The following is a 24,395-nucleotide window of genomic DNA, read 5'->3' on the forward strand; positions in this document are numbered from 1 at the left end:
TATTTTACCCTTCGTAATAAATCAAAAGACGCTCAGCGTCACCCCGGTGAAGGATCCTCCCCCTTCGCCAGCGCACTGCGCAAATATGCACTCATACTCAGGAGTTTCTATGTTCAAGAACGCATTTGCGAACCTGCAAAAAGTAGGTAAATCGCTGATGTTACCGGTATCGGTTTTGCCGATTGCCGGTATTTTGTTAGGTGTTGGTTCGGCTAACTTCAGCTGGTTGCCGGCTGTGGTTTCTCATGTGATGGCGGAGGCGGGTGGTTCCGTATTTGCCAATATGCCGCTGATCTTTGCGATTGGCGTGGCGCTCGGTTTTACCAATAACGACGGTGTATCGGCACTGGCTTCTGTGGTGGCTTACGGCATTATGGTGAAGACCATGGCGGTGGTGGCTCCGCTGGTATTGCATTTACCGCCAGCAGAAATTGAGGCGAAACACCTTGCTGATACCGGGGTGCTCGGCGGCATCATAGCTGGCTCGATCGCCGCGTACATGTTCAACCGTTTTTACCGCATCAAGTTGCCTGAGTATCTCGGCTTCTTTGCGGGTAAGCGCTTTGTGCCGATCATCTCCGGCCTGACTGCGATTTTCACCGGTATCGTGTTGTCCTTTATCTGGCCACCGATCGGTTCGGCCATTCAGGATTTCTCCCAGTGGGCGGCCTATCAGAACCCGGTCGTGGCATTCGGTATCTACGGTGTGGTTGAGCGTGCGCTGGTGCCGTTTGGTCTGCATCATATCTGGAACGTGCCTTTCCAGATGCAGATTGGTGAGTTCACCAACGCCGCAGGTCAGGTGTTCCACGGTGATATTCCGCGCTATATGGCGGGCGATCCAACCGCGGGTAAACTCTCTGGCGGCTTCCTGTTCAAAATGTACGGTCTGCCTGCTGCTGCGATTGCTATCTGGCACTCGGCTAAACCGGAAAACCGCGCCAAAGTGGGCGGCATCATGATTTCCGCCGCGCTGACCTCGTTCCTGACCGGTATCACCGAACCGATCGAGTTTTCGTTCATGTTCGTTGCACCGATTTTGTATGTGATCCATGCAATTCTGGCGGGTCTGGCCTTCCCAATCTGTATTCTGCTTGGCATGCGTGATGGCACCAGCTTCTCACACGGTTTGATCGACTTTGTGGTATTGAGTGGTAACAGCAGCAAGATTTGGTTGTTCCCGATTGTCGGTATTATTTACGGCTTAATTTATTACACCGTTTTCCGTGTGCTGATTGTGAAATTGAATCTGAAAACACCTGGACGTGAGGACACCGCAATGGAGCAGAGCAGCGCCACCACGGGTAGCGAGATGGCAGGTAAGCTGGTTACCGCATTTGGTGGTAAAGAGAACATCACTAATCTTGATGCCTGTATTACGCGTTTGCGTGTGAGCGTCGCGGATGTGGCGAAAGTGAATCAAGCTGAACTGAAAAACCTCGGCGCACGTGGCGTGGTGGTGGCCGGTTCCGGTGTTCAGGCGATTTTCGGCACCAAGTCCGATAACCTGAAAACTGAGATGGATGATTATATTCGTAATATGTAAAGGATTGGGCTTGGGCTTTGGGCTCGGTCTGAGGTCAAGGCTAAGGTCAAGGTCAAGGCAGAGGCCGAGCCTGTGCGATGAAGCGGCGGCAGATCGTAAAGACGCCATAAACCATCCCTGGGGCTCGGCCCGCGACATCCCTGTCGCGGGACGCTTTACTCCTCTGCCGCCGCTTCCTCGCACCTCACCTTAGGTGCGGTGATGGAAAAAACCTGCTTAATTCATAGAGCTTAACAGACTTATCGCCAGAAATTAGGGCATCGGTGTTGGCGGCATTGGGTGATCACCCTAGGTTTCACTGCCTAAGGTTCCTGACTCGTTAAGCTTTACACGTCTGCCACCGCTTTCTCCCACTTCAACGTGAATGCGATTACAGATAAACCCGCAAATACTCTGTCAGACACAACAACGCCATCGCCTGGCCATAGGGCATTGAAGTGAGCGGCACCTGGCGGTAATACTCCAGATCGCTGCCCATCGCGGTGCCAAACGATACCTGTTTTAACTCTCCGTCCTCATCAATATTGGCGATCACGCCGCGCAGAGCTTTTTCCGCCATCGGGCGATATTCATCGGACAAATAACGCTTACGCACCGCTTTGAGAATCCCATAAGCGAAGCCTGCGGTGGCAGACGCTTCCGGGTAGCTTTGTGGATCGTCGAGCAGGGTATGCCAGAGACCGCTGCTGTGCTGGCAAGCGGCCAACGCCTTCACCTGGCTGGTCAGCACCTGCTGCAGGAAGCGACGTGTGGCGTGTTGTTCCGGCCAGTTCATCATTTCGAGGAAATCAGGGATCACAATGGTTAGCCAGCTGTTGCCGCGAGCCCAGCGGGCGTTGGCAAAATTGTGTCGGCCATCGAAGGTCCAGCCGTGGAACCACAAACCAGTTTGGCGATCCATCAGGTATTGGGTGTGGATCAGAAACTGATAGCTGGCTTCTTCGACAAACTCGGGGCGGTCCAGTAACTGGCCGATCTTCGCCAGCGCCATCACGCTCATCATTAGGGTGTCGTCCCACAGTTGCTGGGTATTTTCGTTGTTGTAAACGATGTGCTGTAAACCTCCTTGCTCGGTGCGCGGCATTTCATACATGACCCATTCTGCCCAGCGTTCCAGCACCGGACGCCATGCTGCGTTACCGGTCTCTTCATAGCGATAAGCCAGCGTCAGGAACGGACATACGGTGTTCACGTTCTTTGTCGGTGTGCCTTCTGCTAAGCGTGCGCTAAACCAGTTATCGATAATCTTGAGGGTCGCCTGATCGCCCGTCTGCTGGGTGTAATGCAGCATGCCGTACAGCCCGATACCGTGCGTCCATTCCCAGCCGGCCCAGCCTTTGGTATCAATGACGCGGCCGTCGTCCAGCCGCAGTAAAAACTCGCCGCTGTGGTCGGTGATATTCACCAGATTGTCAGTGAGTTTGTGAATCAGCTGCACTAACTCACTGCGTGGCAACAGGTATTCAGGCTGGCGCAACAAGGCGCTGTGTTTCACAGGAAATACAGTCATGGTTCATTCCTATCGTTAATCAGGGTAGGGAGAGGGTGAAGCGAGTCGCGTTGTGAGGTCAGCGCGGGCGCTGCGGGCTTATTGCGGTTGAGGTAACCGACATTGTTATTGCCCCATAAGTTTTCATACGGCATCCCCGCCAGGGTTTCGACGATGGCGCGCGCCTGCGGTGTAATACGTTCCGGGACCACACGTCCTGCTTCACGCATCTTCAGCGTCTCTTCGCGCAGAACGGTGTGGGTATGCAGATTAAGTTTGAAGCGCAGCGACACAATGAAGCCGCAGATCAGTACGCCGACGGTGCCGACGCTGAGGATCAGCAAAATGGTGTGGCCCACCGCAGGAACCTGTTCAGCTTTACCGGAGGTGAAACCGGCCAGCTGCAACATGATGCCAACGATCATCACGGCACCGGCCTGCGAGGCTTTACGCGTCAACGTCATGATCCCGGCGAAGATGCCTTCGCGGCGTTGTCCGGTGATCACTTCATCGACATCGGCGATATAGGTGTAGGTATTCCACGGCACGTAGTTGATGCCGCCACGTCCTAATCCAGCGAAGGCGGAGATCAGCACTAGCAGCGCGAAGTTATCGTTCATCCCGCTGTACCACAGTCCGGCGTAGGAGAGGGCGCTGAGGCCAAACAGCATCACCACCATGCGATAGGCCGGAGCGGGTCCGATGCGAATGCACAGCGGGATCATCGCCATCACTGCAATAAATTGCAGCACCGCCATCGTTCCCATCAGATTGGATGCGATTTGCGCGCTCTGCATCAGCACAAACACCACATACCAGGTAAACACAGCATTAAATACGTCCTGAGCGATGTAACCGCCCAAATACATGCCAAGATGCTGACGGAAGATGCGGATGCGCAGCGTCGAGGCCAGTTCGATATACAGGCGCTTCAGGCTTTGGAACAGCGTGAGTTGCGCCTTCTCCTCTTCTGCCCGGCGCGATTCGGCGGAAAAATCTTCTGGTGCGCGTTCCCAGGTAAAGCGCCACACCAGCGTCAGCACCAGCGCACAGATTACCGAGAACACCAGGCTGGCATAGAAGAAGGAGATGGGATTCTCTTTGCCAAACCAGCCAATCAAAATGCCCGGCAGGAAGGCAGCCAGAATCGAGGAGAGCTGCGCCAGCGCAATGCGCGCGCCGGAGAAGCGGGTCTTTTGTTTAAAGTCATCGGTCATCTCCGGCACCAGCGTTTCGTAGGGCACCAGAATCATGGTGTAGACCATATCGAACAGCAGATAGGTCAGCAGATACCACCAAAAGCTCATGTCACCGATCCACATCAGGCTGTAGCTGAATACACACGGGATACCGAGCAGGATAAAGAACTTGCGGCGACCAAAGCGCTTGCCGAGCCAGGTGGATCCGAAGTTATCGGTGAGAAAGCCCATCAGCGGGCTGACGACTGCATCCAGCACGCGGGCAGCAGCAAAAATAAAGGTGGCTTCAATCGGCGAAAGCCCACAGAAGGTGGTGTAGAAATAGAGCAACCAGGCGGCGGTAAGCGCCGTGGTGCCGGCGCCGAGGAAATCCCCGGAACCGTAAGCCAGATAATGGCCCAGACCAATCTTACGAGACTGCATGGCAGGTTCTCCTTGAAATCGACGGATGACACATCCCTCATTACTCCGTACTGCTTGCCCGGATTGGATAGAAAGTAGAGCGCCGCGCAACGGCAAGCCTTCGTGATTTGGCAAGGGTTGTCGGTTGAGTGGCAAAAACACAAAGAAACTGGCGTGATATCTCTAATTTATAAAACAGCGTTTCATTTTTGTGTTGATTGAGCGTTGAGAAATGCGAGGTGCCGCACACAGATGCGACGAAGGCGATAAATGGCGCAAAGGCAGCCATTTAATACAAGAAAAGCAGTCCTGAGGTTGAAAGGAATCGAATTCCTCACGCATACTGCCTGACTGAACTCAGGCTTAAGGAAATGCACCATGGCTGAAGAAACGATTTTCAGTAAAATCATTCGTCGCGAAATCCCCGCCGACGTGGTTTATCAGGACGAACTGGTCACCGCCTTCCGCGATATTGCGCCTAAAGCGCCGACGCACATTCTGATTATCCCTAATGTATTGATCCCGACAGCCAATGACGTGCAAGAAGCGCACGAGCATGCGCTGGGCCGTATGATTACCGTGGCGGCGAAAATCGCGAAAGCGGAAGGGATTGCCGAGGATGGCTACCGTCTGATCATGAACTGTAATCAGCATGGTGGTCAGGAGGTTTATCATATTCATATGCACCTGGTCGGCGGTCAGCCACTGGGTCCGATGCTGTCTATTTAACCTCAGGCGGACCTAGTGATGCGTCAATGGCTGAGTGGCATGCTGTTGCTGACCCTTGTCGGGTGCAGCAGTGACAAACCGATGATCAACACGTCGCAATCGCTGGTGATGGAATCTTCCGTGCTCTCTGCGGGCATCATCACCGACGAACCTGCGCTGGCCAGCCGTGATGGACAGATGCGTGCCTCAAGCGTGCTCTATAATCAGCGGGAAACGCCGGTGACCGTGCATTATCGTTTTTATTGGTATGACGAGAAGGGACTGGAGATTACCCCGGAAGAACCGGCTCAGACCCAAATCGTCCCGGCGCATGGCAGCACAGAAGTTGTCTCGCAAATCGGTAACCTGACCGCCAGTAAGGTGCGTCTCTATCTTTATCTCTGAGGAGTAACCTGTGATTCGCAGTGTAAAACGTTCCAGCGCGCTGTTATTTGCGTTGATGCTCACCGGTTGTGTGGTGAAACAGCAAACCCCAGCGCCGGTTGAACCGACCCAGCCGACGACGCCAACTCAACCGGAGCAGCCACCTGTACAACCGGTGCCGCCGCCAGAAACGGTGCCGCAGCCGCCAAAACTGAAAACCATTAACTGGAATGCCAGCGTGCAGCCGTTAGTCGGGAATATGGTGCAGTCTGCCGGTGTGAATCCAGGCAGCGTGCTGCTGGTGGATCGCATCAAGAACAGCACCAACGGATCGTTGCAGAGCGATAAAGCCACCGACGCTATTCAGAATGCGCTGGCGAACAACGGCAAATTCACTTTGGTGACGCCAGAACAGCTGGCACAGGCGAAACAGACGCTGGGCTTGTCAGCCGATGACAGCCTTAACTCGCGCAGTAAAGCCATTGGCCTGGCGCGTAACGTCAACGCGCAGTATGTGCTGTACAGCAGCGCGCAGGGCGATGTCAAAGCGCCGACGTTACAGATGCAGCTGATGCTGGTGCAAACCGGTGAAATTATCTGGTCAGGAAATGGTATTGCTCAACCCTGATCCGCAACTGCAGCAACGGATACAGCAACAATGGCCGACGGCGCAAGCTGCCGGTCATTTTTTCGCGCTGCCGGGATTAAGTGGCAACAGCGTGCGGGTGAAAACCGAACAGGGCGAGCTGCTGGCTCGCCGTTCACCGCCGCATCCGATCCCGTTTGTTGATCGTCAGCGCGAATATCGGGTATTACGTAAAATGCGTGCGGCGCAACTCGGGCCGGCACCGCTGGACTGGCACCATCCCTGGCTTTTACAGAGCTGGTTGCCCGGCGAGGTGCTGACACCTGCGCAGTTCAATCAACAGCACGACGCGGTGCTTGCCTTGCTGCATCGTTTACATCAGCAGCCGCTGCTGGGCTATCGACTGCGACTGACGCCGCTATTGCAACACTACTGGCAGCTTTGTCAGCAACGCCACTGGCGCTGGCAGCATCAACTGCAGCGCCTCATCAAGCAAGGTGAACCCCAGCCGTTGCGCCTCGTACCCATTCATATGGATGTTCACGCCGGCAATGTGATTGCGACGCCAGATGGATTACGTCTCATCGACTGGGAATATGCTGCCGATGGCGATGTTGCGCTAGAAGTCGCTGCGTTATGCGCGGTCGATGGAGAACATCAAAGCGACTGGACTGCCGGATACGCGCAGCGCAGCCAGCTTGACGAAGCGATACTCAAGCGCCACATGCGGCGCTGGCAGCCGTGGCTCCATCTGCTTATGGCGAGCTGGTATCAGCTGCGCGCAGAACAGAGCGGTGACCCTCATTTGCAACAGCTGGCGCAGGCCAGCTGGCAGGATCTTTAACTCAGGATTGTAACCATGACCATGAATACCCCCGGCCCACTGATGCTGGATGTTGAAAGCTATGAACTCGATGCCGAAGAGCGCGATATTCTGCAACATCCGCTGGTGGGCGGACTGATTCTGTTTGCCCGCAATTTCCACGATGTCGATCAGCTGGCAGAACTGGTGCGCCAGATTCGCGCGGCCTCGCGTAATCGCTTAGTGGTTGCGGTGGATCAGGAAGGCGGGCGCGTGCAGCGTTTCCGTGAAGGCTTTACCAAACTCCCGGCAATGCAATCTTTTGCGGCCTTGCACGATATCGCCACGGCGGGTGAAGTGGCGCAGCAAGCGGGCTGGCAGATGGCCGCGGAAATGATCGCCATGGATATCGATATCAGCTTTGCGCCGGTGCTGGATATCGGCCACATCAGCGCGGCGATTGGCGACCGTTCATTCCACGAAGATCCGGCGATTGCACTGCAAATCGCCCGCCGTTTTATCAACGGCATGCACGAAGCGGGCATGAAAACCACCGGCAAGCATTTCCCCGGCCACGGTGCGGTGAGTGCTGATTCACATAAAGAGACACCGCGTGACCCGCGTGATGTCGCCACGCTGCGCCAGCATGATATGGCGATTTTTAAGCAGTTAATTGATGAGCAACTGCTGGATGCCGTGATGCCGGCGCATGTTATCTATACTGAGATCGATCCGTTACCTGCCAGCGGCTCACCTTATTGGCTGCAAACCGTGCTGCGTAAAGAACTCGGTTTTAACGGGGTGATTTTCTCCGACGACCTGTCGATGGAAGGCGCTGCGGTGATGGGCAGTTATGCTGAGCGAGCGCAGCAGTCGCTCAATGCGGGCTGCGATATGATCCTGGTGTGTAATCAGCGTGCTGGTGCGGTAAGTGTGCTGGATAACTTGACGCCGATCCAGGCGGAGCGTGTTACACAGTTATACCATCAGGGACGTTACACCCGAGAATCACTGCAATCCAGTGAACGCTGGAAGCAGAATCATCACCAGCTTAGCGTGCTACAGGATCGCTGGCTGGAGCATAAAGCGTCGGGCAGATAAGCGTCGCTGCCCGGATGTCATTCCACGCTGAGGATAATCATGATCATCTATCTGCACGGTTTTGATTCCAACAGTCCGGGCAACCACGAAAAAGTGCTGCAGCTGCAGTTTATCGACCCGGACGTCAGACTGATCAGTTACAGCACGCTGCATCCCAAACATGACATGCAGTTTCTGCTGAAAGAGTGCGATAAATTGCTGCAGCAGGGCGGTGATGCGCACCCCTTAATTTGCGGGGTGGGGCTGGGAGGTTACTGGGCCGAGCGCATCGGTTTTCTTTGCGGTATGCGTCAGGTGATTTTCAACCCCAATCTGTTTCCGTTTGAGAACATGGAAGGCAAGATTGATCGCCCGGAAGAGTATCTGGATATCGCCACTAAGTGCGTCAGTGATTTCCGCGAGAAAAACCGCGACCGCTGCCTGACCATTTTGTCTCGTCATGACGAAGCGCTGGATAATCAGCGTACGGCGGCGCAGCTGCATCCCTTCTATGAAATTGTGTGGGACGAACAGGCCAGCCATAAATTCAAGAACATCTCGCCGCATTTACAACGCATCAAAGCCTTTAAATCCCTTGCCTGAGCCACCTCGCGCCGCGTGATGCGGCGCACAAAATGTGTAACATTCTGATAATGCTGTTGAAAGATTGATGTACATCAATTTTCTTATGATATGTCGTTAGCGCCGTGATATTCTGCCCTCAGCTCGCGATTTAAACGTCGCCAACCCTATGTTTATTAAGGTTTTTAGTAACCATTAATTAACTATTGGTTTACAACTTTGAGGGGGTCTTTGTTGACTACATCTATGGAAAAAATCGTCATTATTGGCGGTGGTGCTGGCGGCTTAGAGCTGGCAACACAGCTCGGTCATAAGCTGGGACGGAACAAGAAAGCCGAGATTATTCTCGTCGATCGCAACCACAGCCATCTGTGGAAGCCGTTGCTGCATGAAGTGGCCACCGGTTCGATGGACGAAGGGATTGATGCGCTGAGCTATCTGGCGCACGCGCGTAATCATGGTTTCCAGTTCCAGCTGGGATCGCTGACGCAAATCAATCGTGAAACTAAAACCATCGAGCTGGCGGAAATCCGCGATGCGAACGGTGAGTTGCTGGTGCCGCAGCGCGAGATGGCTTATGACCGTCTGGTGATGGCGCTGGGCAGTACCTCCAATGACTTTGGTACACCGGGCGTAAAAGATCACTGCATCTTCCTGGATAACCCGCATCAGGCCCGTCGTTTCCACAATGAAATGCTGAATCTTTTCCTGCGCTTCTCAGCCAGTGAAGGCAGCCTGGAAAAAGTGAACATTGCGATTGTCGGCGGCGGCGCAACCGGCGTTGAATTGTCGGCTGAGCTGTATAATGCGGTGAAGCAACTGCACAGCTATGGCTACAAAGGTCTTGATAGCTCATCACTGAACGTGACGCTGGTGGAAGCCGGTGAGCGTATTTTGCCTGCCTTACCTCCGCGCATTTCTGCAGCGGCGCATCAGGAACTGACCAAGCTGGGTGTGCGTGTGCTGACGCAAACCATGGTCACCAGCGCAACAGAAGAAGGGCTGAATACCAAAGGCGGCGAATTCATCAATGCCGACCTGATGGTGTGGGCTGCGGGTATCAAAGCACCGGACTTTATGAAAGAGATTGGCGGGCTGGAAACCAACCGCATCAATCAGCTGGTGGTAAAAGACACGCTGCAAACCACGCTGGATGATGACATCTACGCGATTGGCGACTGCGCGTCCTGCGCGTTGCCAGGCGGCGGCTTTGTGCCACCGCGTGCGCAGTCTGCACACCAGATGGCGTCACGCGCGCTGGAAAACATTCTGGCGCAGCGCAAAGGCAAGCCACTGAAAGCCTATGTGTATAAAGATCACGGTTCACTGGTGTCTCTGTCACGCTTCACAACCGTGGGCAGCCTGATGGGTAACCTGATGCGTGGGTCGATGATGGTAGAAGGGCGCATTGCGCGTTTCGTCTACATCTCTCTATATCGTATGCACCAGATTGCGCTCCATGGATACTTCAAAACCGGCCTGATGATGCTGGTCGGTAGCCTGAACCGCGTACTGCGTCCTCGCCTCAAGCTGCACTGATGATTTGCGGGCGGCAAACTGCCGCCCGATGCCGCTTCGTCTGCCGTAACCCGCTGATAAACGACAGCTCAGCTTAAGGTTACGGCGGTATTTCAGCTTCTCTCAGAACTCTCCGAAAAACTGGCCCTGACGGGTTTCCGCTGCGTTTCCTCCATTAATCTGATGTTGCAATTACGGACCATCTGTAAAACTTATATCCACAAACACGGCGCGGCGCGCACGCCGGTTATGCCTCGGCTACGCAGGATTTCGTAGCGGCAGGAATGCGCGATAACAACATTCAGGAGGACATTCCTGTGAATAAATCAATGTTAGCGGGTATCGGTATCGGCGTGGCAGCAGCGTTAGGCGTTGCCGCAGTCGCCAGCATGGATGTCTTTGATCGCGGCCCGCAGTATGCACAGGTTCTCTCGGCTACGCCGATCAAAGAGAGCATCAAACAACCGCGACAGGAGTGTCGCAATGTGACGTTAACGCATCGTCGTCCGGTACAGGATGAGAACCGCATCGCCGGTTCAGTACTGGGTGCAGTGGCGGGCGGCGTGCTCGGTCACCAGTTTGGTGGCGGTCGTGGGCGCGATGTCGCAACGGTAGCGGGCGCGCTGGCGGGCGGTTACGGTGGTAATCAGGTGCAGGGTGCCATGCAGGATCGTGATACCTACACCACCAACGAGCAGCGTTGCAAAACCGTTTATGACAAACAGGAAAAAATGCTGGGTTATGATGTGACCTATAAAATAGGCGACCAGCAGGGCAAAATCCGCATGGAAAATGACCCTGGCACCCGCATTCAACTCGACCGTAATGGTCAGCTGATCCTGAATTCGAATCAGGCCTGATTGGGCAAAGACACGTCACAGCAGCAGTAACGAAAAAAGCGCCGTAAGGCGCTTTTTTTATGGCTTAAACATCGTTACGGCGGGAGGGATTGCGCTAAGCAGAAACCATTCTGTGCTGATCGCAGCGCAATCCATGATGCCGTGACGATAGCGCGGCTTAAATCCGGTTTTTCGCCAGTTCAGCAATAAAGCCCTGCACCCACTCCATACGGACTTTACGATCTTCCAATTCACGGGTGAATTTGAGACGCGTTGGGCCATCCAGCTTCCACTGTTTGGGATCTTTCTGCAGCAGGCCAATCAGCCAGCCGGGATCGACCTGATTTTGCGGCGCAAACTCGAAGAATCCGCCTTTATCACTGGCTTCGATTTTACGCACGCCAAGTGCTCGCGCGACCAGGCGCAGGCCGGCGACATCCAGCAGGTTGCGTGCCGCATCTGGCAATTTGCCGAAGCGATCAATCATCTCAACTTTCAATTCTGCCAGCTCTTGTTCATCGCTCGCTGACGCCACGCGCTTATACAGCGACAAACGCGTGTTCACATCCGGGATGAAATCATCCGGCAGCAGGGCAGGCATGCGCAGCTCGATTTCGGTCTGATTGCTGGTGAGGTCTTCCAGCGACGGCTCGCGGCCCGCTTTTAGCGCATCGACGGCGTTTTCCAGCAGCTCCATATACAGCGTGAAGCCAATAGTCTCCATCTGGCCGCTCTGATCTTCACCCAGCAACTCACCGGCCCCGCGAATCTCAAGATCGTGCGTCGCCAGCGCAAAGCCGGCGCCCAAATCTTCCAGCGAGGCAATGGCTTCCAGACGCTTCTGCGCATCCGTGGTCATCGCTTTGGGATGCGGCGTTAACAGCCATGCATAAGCCTGATGATGCGAGCGCCCGACGCGACCACGCAGCTGGTGCAGCTGCGCCAGGCCGAAGTGATCGGCGCGTTCAATAATAATGGTGTTGGCGCTCGGCACATCAATACCGGTTTCGATGATGGTGGTACACACCAGCACGTTAAAGCGCTGGTGGTGGAAGTCATTCATCACACGTTCCAGATCGCGCTCGCGCATCTGGCCGTGACCGATGGCGATGCGCGCTTCCGGCACCAGCTCCGCCAAACGCTGCGCGGCTTTTTCGATGTTCTCGACATCGTTGTACAGGTAGTAAACCTGACCGCCACGCAAGATTTCACGCAGCAGCGCTTCGCGCACCACCAGGCTGTCGTATTCGCGCACAAAGGTTTTCACCGCCAGACGTCGCGCGGGTGGTGTGGCAATAATCGACAGATCGCGCATGCCGCTCATCGCCATATTCAGCGTACGTGGGATCGGTGTGGCGGTGAGGGTCAGGATATCGACATCAGCGCGCATCGCTTTGATACGCTCTTTGTGACGCACGCCAAAGCGGTGCTCTTCATCGACAATCAGCAGGCCGAGGTCATGCCACTTCAGATCGTTTGACAGCAACTTATGCGTGCCAATCAAAATATCCACTTTGCCTTCACGCGCCTGTTCCAGCACCTGGCTCTGCTCTTTGGCGCTGCGGAAGCGTGACAGCATCTCAATGCGTACCGGCCAGTTGGCGAAACGGTCGCGGAAGTTGTCGTAATGCTGCTGTGCCAGCAAGGTGGTGGGCACCAGCACGGCGATTTGTTTGGCGTTCTCAACCGCGAGGAAGGCGGCGCGCATCGCGACTTCGGTTTTACCAAAGCCCACATCACCGCACACCAGACGATCCATCGCCAGCGGCTGGCACATATCGCTCAGCACGGCATTGATCGCCTGGCCTTGATCCGGTGTGGTTTCAAACGGGAAGCCTTCGCAGAACAGCTGGTATTGATCGCGATCGTGCTTAAAGGCGAAGCCGGTTTTGGCTGCGCGCTGGGCGTAGATATCCAGCAGTTCGGCTGCCACATCACGCACTTTCTCCGCCGCTTTTTGGCGCGCGCGTGACCAGGCATCACTGCCGAGTTTGTGCAGCGGTGCATTTTCATCGGCGCCGCCGGCGTAGCGGCTAATCAGGTGCAGCGACGAAACCGGCACATACAGCTTGGCGTCACCCGCATAAGAGAGCATCAGATATTCCGCGACAATGCCGCCGGCTTCCAGCGTGGTCAGGCCGATATAGCGGCCCACGCCATGTTCCAGATGCACCACCGGCTGGCCGGGATGCAGTTCAGCAAGGTTGCGAATCAGGACATCAGGATTGATGGTGCGGCGATTGTCCTGGCGACGACGGCTCACGCGTTCGCCCAACAGATCGCTTTCACAAATCAGCGCACGATGGCCTGCGCTATCAATGAACCCGCGCTCGCTGGCACCGATCATCAAACTGTGTGGCTGTCTGGCGGCGTCTTCAAAGCGCTCAATCGGATGCGGGCGCAGTTTGATGCGCGCCAGCAGCTCCTGCAGGCTCTCACGACGGCCTTCACTTTCCACCGAGAAAATAATCTGTCCATCAAACTGCTCCATGAACTGGCGCAGCAGATCGAGTGGCGCTTTGGCCTGTGCCTGCACCGTCAGTTCCGGCAGCGGTTGATAGCCGAGGTTAGTATTGGCGGCTTTTTCTGGCAGCGTTTCGCTGCTGAGCTGCATGCGCGGCCAGGCTTTCAGTTCACCCAGCAAGGCATCCGGGCGCAGCCACAAGGTTGCGGGCTCCAGCAGTGGACGCATGGGATCGATGCGGCGATTTTCGAAACGGGCGTTAGCATCCTGCCAGAAGCGATCTGCGCTGCCGTGCAGATCGCCACTGTTGAGCACCAGCGTGTTGGCGGGCAGATAGCTGAACAGCGTGGGCAACTCCTGCTCAAAGAACAGCGGCTGCCAGTACTCGATCCCGGCAGGTAACGTGCCTTTGCTCACTTGCTGATAGACGTGTTCCGGCTCGCGGCGCACATCAAACAGCTCGCGCCAGCGGCTGCGGAATAGCTCAATTGCCGCCTTATCCGTTGGGAATTCATGCGCAGGCAACAGATTGATGGCCTCAACTGCTTCGAGCGTGCGCTGGCTGTCCACATCGAACAGGCGCAGGCTGTCAATTTCGTCATCAAAGAAGTCGATGCGATAGGGCTGATCGCTGCCCATCGGGAACAGATCCAACAGGGCGCCGCGCGTGGCGTACTCGCCGTGTTCCATCACCTGATCGACATGGCGATAACCGGCCTGTTCCAGCTGATCGCGCAGAGCATCGCGCGACAGCTTTTGCCCCTGCTTCATCACCAACGCATGGCCGTGCAGGAAGCTGTGCGGACAGACGCGCTGCATCAGCGTGTTGACCGGCATAATCAGCATACCGCGAGTCAGATTGGGCAGTTGATAGAGAGTGGAAAGACGGGCGGAGATAATGTCCTGATGCGGCGAGAAGCTGTCGTAAGGCAGCGTTTCCCAGTCGGCGAGATTAGTGACCGGCAGATCGGTGAACTGGCGAATCTCCTCCTGCAGGCGCAGGGCAGATTGCATATCCGGCGTAATCATCAGCACCGGACCCGGGTGGCGTTCAGTGATACTGGCGCACTCAACCGCCTGCGCGGCACCAATTAGTTCGCCGAGCTGACGATGGTCGCCCGCTTTCGCAGGCAGGGTATAACGACTCTGTTCCGACATAAGGACTCGACATTCTCTCCTTGGATTCCAGGGCGTCATCATTCCATAATCCGCCCTGAGGATCATCTGTCGCGGTGCTATTTCTCGGTTTTGTTACTTACTCGATTGCTGTGTGTAGTGCATACGCGGACGATCGACGTTGGCCCACGACAGCTCATTTTCCAGATGATAGCTGTGATTGCCGTCGTCCCACTTCACGTAATAGCCGGTTGGCGCATCTCCCTGTTCAAAGACGTTGACGATCTCGCCTCTAATTTCTCCCGATTTGTGCTTAACGATACTGCCCTTGGGATATTTGAACATATGGGTACCTCTGTGCCTGCCTGGAACTTTCAAAAGACTTCAAGCTCAGTCTACGCCAGGTAATGACCAATAAACGCACAATTAGTATCATTGTTCTGTCGCAATTTTATGCATTGACGCAGATTGCGACGTATTTGGATGCAACTTTGCCGCAGACTCAGAGGGTTAGAGGTTTCATAAACAGGACGGCTCCTTTATCATCCTCCTACTTATTTTCAGGCAACTGCCAAGACGGATCTCATGTATCAACCAGTCGCGTTATTCATCGGTTTACGCTACATGCGTGGACGTGCTTCAGACCGCTTTGGTCGCTTCGTCTCCTGGCTTTCCACCATCGGTATCACGCTCGGCGTGCTGGCGTTAGTGACCGTGCTGTCCGTCATGAACGGCTTCGAGCGCGAGCTGGAAGGCAATATCCTCGGCCTGATGCCGCAAGCGCTGGTCACCAGCGACAAAGGCAGCATCAATCCGCAGCAGGTATCAGCGGATAGCCTCAAATTGCAGGGTGTCACGCGTGTCGCACCGCTCACCACCGCGGATGTGGTGCTACAAAGCGCGCGCAACGTTTCCGTGGGCGTGATGCTGGGCATCAATCCCGATGAGCAGGATCCGCTGACGCCGTACCTCGTCAATACCCAACAAAGCGTACTGCAACCGGGCCAATACAACGTAATTCTTGGCGAGCAGCTGGCGTCACAGCTGGGTGTCAAACGCGGCGATCAGCTGCGTCTGATGGTGCCGACGGTCAGTCAGTTCACGCCGGTCGGGCGTTTGCCCAGCCAGCGTATCTTCACGGTCGCAGGCACCTATGCCGCCAACAGTGAAGTCGATGCCTATCAGATTTTGGTCAATCAGCAGGATGCCTCACGCGTGATGCGCTATCCGCTGGGGAACATTACCGGCTGGCGTTTGTGGCTGGAGAAACCGTTGAATGTTGATGCGTTCAGCGAACAGAAACTGCCTGATGGCCTGACGCTAAAAGACTGGCGCGAGCGCAAGGGCGATCTGTTCCAGGCGGTGCGTATGGAAAAAAACATGATGGGACTGCTGCTTAGCCTGATCATCGCGGTGGCGGCGTTCAATATCATTACTTCACTCGGTCTGCTGATCATGGAAAAGCAGGGCGAAGTGGCGATTTTGCAAACGCAGGGCTTAACCCGTCGACAGATTGTCGCGGTGTTTATGGTGCAGGGCGCAAGTGCCGGCATTATCGGCACCTTGCTCGGCACGCTGCTTGGCGTATTGCTCGCCAGCCAGCTTAACAATCTGATGCCAGTGATTGGCCTGTTCCTTGATGGCGCGGCGCTGCCGGTCGACATCAACGTGTGGCAGGTGGTCACGATTGCGCTGGTCTCAATGATCGTTGCGCTGCTTTCTACCCTTTATCCGTCATGGCGCGCTGCCGCCGTTCAACCCGCTGAGGCTTTACGTTATGAGTAATACCCCTTTGTTGCAGTGTCGTGACCTGTGCAAACGCTATCAGGAAGGCAGCGTGCAGACCGATGTGCTGCGCAATGTGGCTTTTAGCCTGCAGCCAGGCGAACTGACGGCCATCGTTGGTAGCTCCGGCTCGGGTAAAAGTACCTTACTGCATCTGCTCGGCGGCCTCGATGCGCCCACCTCGGGTGACGTGGTGTTCGATGGCAAATCACTGAATGACATGTCCTCTGCTGCCAAAGCCGAATTGCGCAACCGCGAACTGGGCTTTATCTATCAGTTCCACCATTTATTGCCAGACTTCACCGCGCTGGAGAATGTGGCGATGCCATTACTGATTGGCAAAACCGCAAAAGCCGAAGCCGCCGCGCGCGCGCTGGAAATGCTGGCAGCGGTAGGACTGGAAAAACGCGCCGCACATCGGCCGTCTGAGCTGTCAGGCGGTGAACGTCAGCGTGTGGCAATCGCGCGTGCGCTGGTGAACCGTCCGCGTCTGGTGATGGCCGATGAACCGACCGGTAACCTGGATGCGCGTAACGCCGATGCGATTTTCAAACTGCTGGGTGAGCTGAATCAGCAGCAGGGCACCGCATTTCTGGTGGTGACGCACGATCTGAGTCTGGCTAAACGTCTTAATCGCCAGATGGAGATGCGTGACGGCCAACTGAGCGAGCATCTGACGCTGGGAGCCATCTGATGGGTTCATCATTATCCCTGCTGCTTGGGCTGCGCTTTAGTCGCGGTCGGCGGCGCGGTGGCATGGTCTCACTGATCTCCATCATCTCAACCATCGGCATCGCCCTCGGTGTCGCCGTATTGATCATTGGCCTGAGCGCGATGAACGGTTTTGAGCGCGAGTTGAACAAGCGCATTCTCGCCGTGGTGCCTCACGGTGAAATTGAGCCAGTGAATCAGCCTTTCCGCAACTGGCAGCCGATGATCGCACCGATTGAAAAGGTGCCGGGCATCGCGGCAGCGGCGCCTTATGTTAACTTCACCGGCCTGATTGAGAGCGGTGCGAAGATGCAGGCGCTGCAGGTAAAAGGTGTCGATCCGCAACAGGAATCACGCCTGAGCGCTTTGCCGAGCTTTGTCGATGGCGATGCGTGGCAGCAGTTCGGCGCGGATAAACAGCAGATCATCCTCGGTGGCGGCATTGCCAAATCGCTCAACGTGAAGCAGGGCGATTGGATCACCATCATGATCCCGAATAACGACGGTGAAAATAAGCTGCTGCAGCCGAAGCGTATTCGCCTGCAGGTATCGGGCATTCTGCAACTCAGCGGGATGCTGGACCACAGCCTGGCGTTGGTGCCTCTGGCGGATGCGCAAAAATATCTCGACATGGGTGACAGCGTGAGCGGTATCGCGCTGAAAATGAGCGACCCCTTCCAGGCGCAGAAACTGGTACGCGATGCCGGTGAAGCCACTCACTCCTACGTCTATATTAAGAGCTGGATTGGCACTTACGGTTACATGTATCGCGATATCCAGATGATTCGCGCCATCATGTATCTGGCGATGGTGCTGGTGATTGGCGTGGCCTGTTTCAATATCGTCTCCACGCTGGTGATGGCGGTGAAAGACAAGAGCAGTGATATTGCGGTGCTGCGCACGCTGGGTGCCAAAGATGGCCTGATCCGCGCCATCTTTATCTGGTATGGCTTGCTGGCCGGATTGCTCGGCAGCATCAGCGGTGTGGTAGTGGGCGTGCTGGTGGCGCTCAACCTGACACCGATCATCCGTGGACTTGAGCATGTTACCGGCCATCAGCTGCTGGCAGGCGATATCTACTTTATCGACTTCCTGCCTTCGGAGCTGCACTGGATTGATGTGATTTCGGTGCTGGTGACCGCTATCCTGCTCAGCCTGATTGCCAGCTGGTATCCGGCACGGCGCGCCAGCCGTATCGATCCGGCTCGCGTACTCAGCGGACAGTAATGATAAAAAACGCAGCCGCCTTCGCGGCTGCGCACATTTTCAGCGACTGTGGCATGCAGCCGTCATGCGCAACCGCTATTATCGGGAACCATTAACCCGAGCCAAACACCCGACATGCGGTGAAAACCACCGCAACATAAGGAGCCTTTATGCGCATACCGCGCCGCCGCCTACGACTCGCCCGCGACAAGAAAAATCGCCGCAAAGTGCATCAGCGCTTTCGCCAGCGCATCTTTGAACGCGATCGCAAAGCCGAACTGGCTGCGCATCCGCAACCGCGCGTAGTGGTACTGACCGGTGCAGGCATCTCCGCCGAGTCGGGTATTCAAACTTTCCGCGCTGCAGACGGATTATGGGAAGAGCATCGGGTTGAAGATGTCGCCACGCCAGAAGGTTTTCATCGCAATACCGACCTGGTGCAAGGGTTCTACAATGCGCGCCGTCGTCAACTGCAACAACCAGAGATTCAGCCGAACGCCGCGCACGAAGCGCTGGCCGAGCTGGAGCAGGTATTGGGTGACAACTTCCTGCTGGTGACGCAAAACATCGACAATCTGCATGAACGAGCAGGCAGCCAGCGCGTGCTGCATATGCATGGTGAACTGCTGAAAGTGCGCTGTGAAAGCAGTGGTCAGGTGCTGGAATGGACGGAAGATGTCAAGCCGGACGATCGCTGCACCTGCTGCCAGTTCCCGTCACGACTGCGTCCACATGTGGTGTGGTTTGGTGAAATGCCGCTCGGCATGGAAGAAATTTATCAGGCGATCGAGAAAGCCAATCTGTTTATCGCCATTGGCACCTCCGGACATGTCTATCCAGCCGCCGGCTTTGTCCATGAAGCGAAGTTGCAGGGTGCGCATACCGTTGAACTCAATCTGGAGCCGAGCCAGGTCGGGAATGAGTTCGCGGAGAGCCAGTATGGTTTAGCCAGTGAAGTGGTGCCGGATTTTGTGCACACCTTTTTGCGCGGGTTGTATAAGTAAGGCGATATCTGGTTAAGCACTTTGCGCTGAGAACGCTAACCTGAAGGATAATGATTTGACGCAACATGGCGCGCCTCACGCGCCATGATAATAACGCAGGTTCTTTAGAGGGATGACAAATGGATCAATTACTTGAGCGTTTTCTCAGTTATGTGGCAGTAGAAACTCAGTCAAAACCGCAGGCGCGCCAGGTGCCCAGCAGTGAAGGGCAGTGGGCGCTGGCGCGTCAGTTACAGGAAGAGCTGATTGCACTGGGATTTGTTGATGTGTCCCTGAGCGATCATTGTTGCGTGATGGGCACTTTGCCGGCCAACGTGGACTGGCCAACCCCGGTGATTGGCTTTATCTCGCATATGGATACGTCACCGGATTTCACCGCCAAAAACGTCAATCCGCAGATTATCGAAAATTACCGTGGCGGCGATATTGCGCTCGGCAACGGCGATGAAATCCTTTCGCCGGTGATGTTCCCGATCCTGCACAAGTTGATTGGCCACACGCTGATCACCACCGATGGCAAAACCTTGCTGGGCGCAGATGATAAAGCGGGCATCGCTGAAATCATGACGGCGATGGCGCGACTGGTGAAAGAGGATATTCCGCACGGCGCGATTCGCGTGGCGTTTACCCCTGATGAAGAGATTGGTCGCGGAGCCTCACATTTCGATGTGGAAGGTTTTGCAGCGGACTGGGCGTATACCATCGATGGCAGCGATCTCGGCGAGTTCGAGTTCGAAAACTTCAATGCGGCCACCGCGATGGTGAAAATCACCGGCAATAACGTGCACCCTGGCAGTGCAAAAAACGTGATGGTGAACGCGCTGGATCTGGCAATGCGTTTCCACTCCGAGCTGCCAGCAAAAGAAAAACCGCAGTTCACTGACGGTTATGAAGGCTTTTTCCATCTGCACACCATCAAAGGCACGGTTGAGCACGCCGAGCTGATGTATCTGATTCGTGATTTCGACGCCGACAGCTACGAACAGCGTAAAAAGCTATTGGAAGAGATTGCTGATCGCGTCGGTAAAGGGCTGCAGGCTGAATGCTCGGTGAAAGTGGAAATCAGCGACAGCTACCGCAATATGCGTGAAAAAGTTGAGCCGCATCCGCAGATTATTGAGCTGGCGCTGCAGGCGATTCGCGATTGCGGAATTGAACCGGTGGTGAAGCCGATTCGCGGTGGCACCGACGGTTCCGCGTTATCGTGGAAAGGTTTGCCATGCCCGAACCTGTTCACCGGCGGCTATAACTATCACGGTAAACACGAGTTCGCGTCACTGAATGTGATGTCGCAGGCGGTGGACGTGATTGTGCGCTTGTCTGCGCTGGCAGCAGAGAAGAAATAGCATGAAAAAGGCCTGCTAAGCAGGCCTTTCATCAACATCTCTTGTTGCGGCGCAGTCCCTTTGGTATCTGTCAGCGCCAATTGGGCTGCTGTCAGTGTAAAAAATCGCGCCGCTACCAGGATGCGCGATTTTAGCCCAGCGGATTACTCACCAAAGAACCAGTAGCCACTGTTCACCAGCGCCGCAAGCTGTGCCAGCAGCGACGGATCGTCCAGCGCATCGCCGAAATCTTCCAGTGTTAATACCTGATTGTGTGCCAGTGCCGCCAGCACTTCCGGGTGGCTGCACGCCACGCGCTCGCCATTCACAAACACTGCATCACCCAGCGTTAACACGCGCAGGCCACCAAGACGCGTCAACGCATCGCCTTGCTGCAACGCATCATAAATCTCATCGGGCTGGTAAGGCGGTTCTGGTGGCGCGATATCCAGTTCGTGACGTGTCTGTGAGATAAACTCACCAAACCACTGATTAAACTGTTCTGGCTGATTAATCACATCCAGCATCACCTGACGAATCCCTTCCACTTCAGAAGGCAAAATCTGTGACGGGCAATCGCGCGATGGCACATCCGGATCACTGAAACGATAGCTACCTAATTCGTGCGCCAGCATGTAATCAGCGAAGCCACTGATTAATTCACGACCGTTAGGTGCACGGAAGCCGACCGAATAGTTGATGGCATTTTCCAGTGAATAGCCTTCGTGCGGGAATCCCGGCGGGATGTACAGGATATCGCCCGGCTCCATCTCTTCATCGATGATGGCGTCAAACGGCTCAACCTGCAGCAAATCGGGATGAGGGCAGTGCTGTTTCATCGGCACTTTTTCGCCTACGCGCCAGCGACGACGACCGGTGCCCTGAATGATAAACACATCATACTGGTCGAAGTGCGGGCCTACGCCGCCGCCCGGTACGGCAAAGGAGATCATCAGATCGTCCATACGCCAGTCAGGCAGGAAGCGGAACGGACGCATCAGCGCGGCAGAAGGTTCATGCCAGTGATTGACCGCCTGCACCAGCAGCGACCAGTTACTCTCACCGAGATGATCATAGCTTTCAAACGGTCCATGACTAACCTGCCATTTACCGTTGTTATGGCTCACCAGGCGGCTATCCACCTCATTTTCCATTGCCAGACCCGCCAGCTCATCAGGAGAAATGGGATCAATGAAGTTTTTAAAACCACGCTTGAGCACCACCGGGCGTTTTTGCCAGTAGCGCTGAATAAAGTCGGGCCAGTTAATATCGAGCTGATAGTCCATACGAGTGTTCCGGTTAGGGCCATGAATGCAGGCAAGTATAACAGCCCGCAGGCCTTTCTACTCGCGGTGATGTTCAACTTCCTGACGCTGGAAAATCACTTCCATGCGTGCGCCGCCCAGCGGGCTGGTACTGGCGATCACCTGACCGGCGTATTGTTCGAGGATATCGCGTACCACGGCTAAGCCAAGGCCCTGTCCGGGACGTAACGTATCGGCACGCTGACCACGCACGAAGATCAGATCGCGTTTACTTTCAGGAATGCCGGGACCGTCATCATCAATAAACAGATGCAGTGCCTTATCGGTTTGCCGTGCGCTGACCTCTATAAATTCCAGGCAGTATTTGCAGGCGTTATCCAGCACGTTACCCAGCACTTCCATAAAGTCATTTTGATCGCCGATGAAGGTTAGCTCGGGGGAGATATCCAGCGTGATTTCGACGCCTTTACGCTGATAAACCTTATTCAGCGCCGAGCACAAACTATCCAGCAGCGCCGACACCGAATGCAGATCGCGCTGCAGCGGATTATGGTCGGCCTGCATGCTGGCACGATGCAGGTAATAGCCGATTTGCTGCGAAATGCGGCTGATCTGCTCCAGCATCACCGGCTCGGCCTGTTCGACGGTGAGATCCTTGCCGCTGCGTAAGGAACGTAAGGTACTCTGCAGCACCGCCAGCGGCGTTTTCAGGCTGTGTGTTAAGTCCGACAGAGTGGTGCGATAGCGCGTGTAGCGCTGGCGTTCATTGGTCAGCAGCAGGTTGAGATTGCGCACCAGGCTGCGTAACTCCTGCGGCGGATAGTCATCCAGATTCTCCCGGTGACCCGTTTCCAGTTCACGCACCTGCGCGGTCAAATGACCAATCGGGCGCAGACTCCAGTGCGCCGCCAGCCACAGGAGTGGAATCACCAGCAGCAGGTTCGCCGCCAGTACATAGCTAAACCATGACCACACCACATCTGAGTGCTGCAGTTCCTGAGGAATGGAATCCACCACCACAATCGTCAGCGCCGGCAGGTTGGTGGTGGCATCGTAGCGGTTGACGGCGACCGAGTGGGTAAAGGTGTCGTTGTTGTCGCTATCCAGTTGATGCAAGCGCTCTTTGACCTCGGAGTTGTTGCCGATGGCGGCCAGGCTGGTACGATTCGTGGTGTCGATTTCATAAAAATCGGGCTTGAGCAGCCATTCCCGGCGAATGTTTTTGCGGATGTCCGGCACATCGCGCTGTTGCCACAGCAACTTGCCGTGTTCATCGTAGATAAACACCAGCGTCGGGAAATTGAGCGTCATACGCTCTGGCTGGGCAATGGTTAGTTTATTGTTTTGCCACTGCGCCAGGGTGAAGAACAGGTTGCTCTCGCCACGCATCACGCGATAGGTGTTTTTATCGAAGCTCACCACATAGCCCACTACGGCAACCATGCCGTAGGAGAGCGACAAAAACAGGACAATAGCGGCGGTCGCCAGTAAAAACCGGGCGCGTAACGAGAAAGGACGTAAGCGGTTTAACCAGTTCATAAATCAGAGATCAAAGCGATAGCCCTGGCCGCGCACGGTGTTAATCACTTCGGTCGGATGGAGCGCAAGAATTTTTTTACGCAGGCGACCCATCAAAACATCAATGGTGTGGCTTTCACGCAGTTCGGCATCGGGATAGAGCTGTAGCATCAGCGAATCCTTACTGACCACTTTTCCGGCGTTGCGGATCAGCGTTTCCACGATGGTGTATTCAAAAGCGGTGAGCTTGACGGGCGCATCATTGACGGTGACTTCACGGCGCGAAAGATCAACCTGGAACGGCGGCATGGCAATAATCTGCGAAGCATGTCCACTGTTGCGACGCATCAGCGCCTGCAAACGTGCGGCGACTTCTTCGATATGGAAAGGTTTGGTGACGTAGTCATCGGCGCCGGCTTCGAGGGCTTCCACTTTGGCCTGCCAGCCTTCGCGTGCCGTCAACACCAGAATCGGTTGACGCACAGCATCACCGCGCCAGCGGCGGATCAGCGACATGCCATCTTCATCGGGCAAGCCTAAATCGACCAGCGCAATGTCGGGAATGTGTTCCTGCAGGAAATAGTCGGCTTCTTTGGCATCTTCGGCAGCATCCACCTGATGACCCATTTCACGTAACTGCACGGCGAGGTGATGACGCAGCAGTGCATTATCTTCCACAACCAGAACACGCATAGAATTTCCTTACCTTCAAACTCAGTGATGATGGCAAGAGTATATGTTAAGCGAGCTAAACAAGAGAACAACACTTGCCTGTCATCGTTTGAACGACGGCGGCAAAAAACTGTGTGAATGCATTCCGGTCACTGACTGCTACTGGGGACTATGGATGAATACATTTGCCGATT

At 55.3% G+C, this 24,395-nt stretch carries 21 protein-coding genes; 14 read left to right on the plus strand and 7 right to left on the minus strand.

All coding sequences use genetic code 11. The features are described from left to right. Nucleotides 1–109 precede the first annotated feature (109 nt). Complete coding sequence (gene ptsG / locus ACXI0A_RS09570; RefSeq protein ID WP_224929204.1) at nt 110–1,546, plus strand: PTS glucose transporter subunit IIBC; 1,437 nt, start codon at nt 110–112, stop codon at nt 1,544–1,546. Between the two features lie 370 nt (nt 1,547–1,916). Here the strand turns inward: ptsG and bglB are convergent, their stop codons facing one another. Next, on the minus strand, nt 1,917–3,056 hold the full coding sequence (gene bglB / locus ACXI0A_RS09575; protein WP_479485252.1) for a beta-galactosidase BglB: 1,140 nt from the start codon (nt 3,054–3,056) through the stop codon (nt 1,917–1,919). Then, nucleotides 3,053–4,657 carry an MFS transporter gene (locus ACXI0A_RS09580; protein WP_476149182.1) on the minus strand — a complete coding sequence of 535 codons (1,605 nt, stop codon included), beginning with the start codon at nt 4,655–4,657 and terminating at the stop codon, nt 3,053–3,055. Before ACXI0A_RS09580 ends, bglB begins: the two co-directional genes overlap by 4 nt. Nucleotides 4,658–5,014: 357 nt before the next feature. Here ACXI0A_RS09580 and hinT point away from each other — a divergent pair, with 357 nt between their 5' ends. The 8 genes from hinT (at nt 5,015) to ACXI0A_RS09620 (ending at nt 11,156) form a co-directional block, all read left to right on the plus strand. Then, nucleotides 5,015–5,365 carry a purine nucleoside phosphoramidase gene (gene hinT / locus ACXI0A_RS09585; protein ID WP_224929195.1) on the plus strand — a complete coding sequence of 117 codons (351 nt, stop codon included), beginning with the start codon at nt 5,015–5,017 and terminating at the stop codon, nt 5,363–5,365. Nucleotides 5,366–5,383: 18 nt separating this feature from the next. Further along, the gene (locus ACXI0A_RS09590) at nt 5,384–5,749 is read left to right on the plus strand and encodes a DUF1425 domain-containing protein (protein WP_476149180.1); all 366 of its coding nucleotides are present in this window, start codon (nt 5,384–5,386) and stop codon (nt 5,747–5,749) included. 10 nt (nt 5,750–5,759) lie between these two features. Next, entirely contained in the window at nt 5,760–6,356 is a 597-nt protein-coding gene (gene lpoB / locus ACXI0A_RS09595; RefSeq protein WP_034822075.1) for a penicillin-binding protein activator LpoB, read from the plus strand. Then, the gene (gene thiK / locus ACXI0A_RS09600; protein ID WP_476149177.1) at nt 6,343–7,158 is read left to right on the plus strand and encodes a thiamine kinase; all 816 of its coding nucleotides are present in this window, start codon (nt 6,343–6,345) and stop codon (nt 7,156–7,158) included. Before lpoB ends, thiK begins: the two co-directional genes overlap by 14 nt. A gap of 15 nt (nt 7,159–7,173) precedes the next feature. Further along, a complete protein-coding gene (gene nagZ / locus ACXI0A_RS09605; RefSeq protein WP_476149175.1) occupies nt 7,174–8,217 on the plus strand; it encodes a beta-N-acetylhexosaminidase in 1,044 nt (347 codons plus the stop codon). A gap of 39 nt (nt 8,218–8,256) precedes the next feature. After that, nucleotides 8,257–8,799: an alpha/beta hydrolase YcfP gene (gene ycfP / locus ACXI0A_RS09610; protein ID WP_200571325.1), complete on the plus strand. Its 543-nt coding sequence runs from the start codon at nt 8,257–8,259 to the stop codon at nt 8,797–8,799. A gap of 213 nt (nt 8,800–9,012) precedes the next feature. Next, complete coding sequence (locus ACXI0A_RS09615; RefSeq protein WP_200571328.1) at nt 9,013–10,317, plus strand: NAD(P)/FAD-dependent oxidoreductase; 1,305 nt, start codon at nt 9,013–9,015, stop codon at nt 10,315–10,317. Nucleotides 10,318–10,613: 296 nt separating this feature from the next. Next, nucleotides 10,614–11,156, plus strand: coding sequence for a glycine zipper 2TM domain-containing protein (locus ACXI0A_RS09620; RefSeq protein ID WP_224929186.1), 543 nt, complete (start codon nt 10,614–10,616; stop codon nt 11,154–11,156). A 157-nt stretch (nt 11,157–11,313) separates the two neighbouring features. Here the strand turns inward: ACXI0A_RS09620 and mfd are convergent, their stop codons facing one another. Together mfd and ACXI0A_RS09630 are read right to left on the minus strand one after the other, a co-directional pair. Next, on the minus strand, nt 11,314–14,757 hold the full coding sequence (gene mfd / locus ACXI0A_RS09625; RefSeq protein WP_476149172.1) for a transcription-repair coupling factor: 3,444 nt from the start codon (nt 14,755–14,757) through the stop codon (nt 11,314–11,316). A 93-nt stretch (nt 14,758–14,850) separates the two neighbouring features. Continuing rightward, on the minus strand, nt 14,851–15,060 hold the full coding sequence (locus tag ACXI0A_RS09630; protein WP_476149170.1) for a hypothetical protein: 210 nt from the start codon (nt 15,058–15,060) through the stop codon (nt 14,851–14,853). Between the two features lie 240 nt (nt 15,061–15,300). Here ACXI0A_RS09630 and lolC point away from each other — a divergent pair, with 240 nt between their 5' ends. From lolC to pepT, 5 genes are all read left to right on the plus strand, one after another. Further along, complete coding sequence (lolC, locus tag ACXI0A_RS09635) at nt 15,301–16,500, plus strand: lipoprotein-releasing ABC transporter permease subunit LolC (RefSeq protein ID WP_476149169.1); 1,200 nt, start codon at nt 15,301–15,303, stop codon at nt 16,498–16,500. Beyond that, nucleotides 16,493–17,194 (plus strand): lipoprotein-releasing ABC transporter ATP-binding protein LolD, encoded by a 702-nt coding sequence (gene lolD, locus ACXI0A_RS09640; protein ID WP_476149167.1) that lies wholly within the window; start codon nt 16,493–16,495, stop codon nt 17,192–17,194. Before lolC ends, lolD begins: the two co-directional genes overlap by 8 nt. Beyond that, a complete protein-coding gene (gene lolE / locus ACXI0A_RS09645) occupies nt 17,194–18,438 on the plus strand; it encodes a lipoprotein-releasing ABC transporter permease subunit LolE (protein WP_224929172.1) in 1,245 nt (414 codons plus the stop codon). Before lolD ends, lolE begins: the two co-directional genes overlap by 1 nt. Nucleotides 18,439–18,587: 149 nt before the next feature. Beyond that, on the plus strand, nt 18,588–19,421 hold the full coding sequence (cobB, locus tag ACXI0A_RS09650) for a Sir2 family NAD+-dependent deacetylase (protein WP_476149164.1): 834 nt from the start codon (nt 18,588–18,590) through the stop codon (nt 19,419–19,421). A gap of 119 nt (nt 19,422–19,540) precedes the next feature. Then, the gene (pepT, locus tag ACXI0A_RS09655; protein ID WP_476149162.1) at nt 19,541–20,767 is read left to right on the plus strand and encodes a peptidase T; all 1,227 of its coding nucleotides are present in this window, start codon (nt 19,541–19,543) and stop codon (nt 20,765–20,767) included. Nucleotides 20,768–20,910: 143 nt separating this feature from the next. On the opposite strand, the gene ACXI0A_RS09660 is transcribed toward pepT, so the two are convergent. From ACXI0A_RS09660 to phoP, 3 genes are read right to left on the minus strand one after another with little or no spacing between them, the layout of a single operon-like run. Then, nucleotides 20,911–22,032, minus strand: coding sequence for a ribosomal protein uL16 3-hydroxylase (locus ACXI0A_RS09660; protein ID WP_337023221.1), 1,122 nt, complete (start codon nt 22,030–22,032; stop codon nt 20,911–20,913). A 57-nt stretch (nt 22,033–22,089) separates the two neighbouring features. Then, complete coding sequence (gene phoQ / locus ACXI0A_RS09665) at nt 22,090–23,550, minus strand: two-component system sensor histidine kinase PhoQ (RefSeq protein ID WP_224929159.1); 1,461 nt, start codon at nt 23,548–23,550, stop codon at nt 22,090–22,092. Nucleotides 23,551–23,553: 3 nt separating this feature from the next. Then, a complete protein-coding gene (gene phoP, locus ACXI0A_RS09670; RefSeq protein WP_034822036.1) occupies nt 23,554–24,222 on the minus strand; it encodes a two-component system response regulator PhoP in 669 nt (222 codons plus the stop codon). Between the last annotated feature and the right edge of the window lie 173 nt (nt 24,223–24,395).

The organism is Pantoea sp. C1E2, assembly GCF_056491465.1.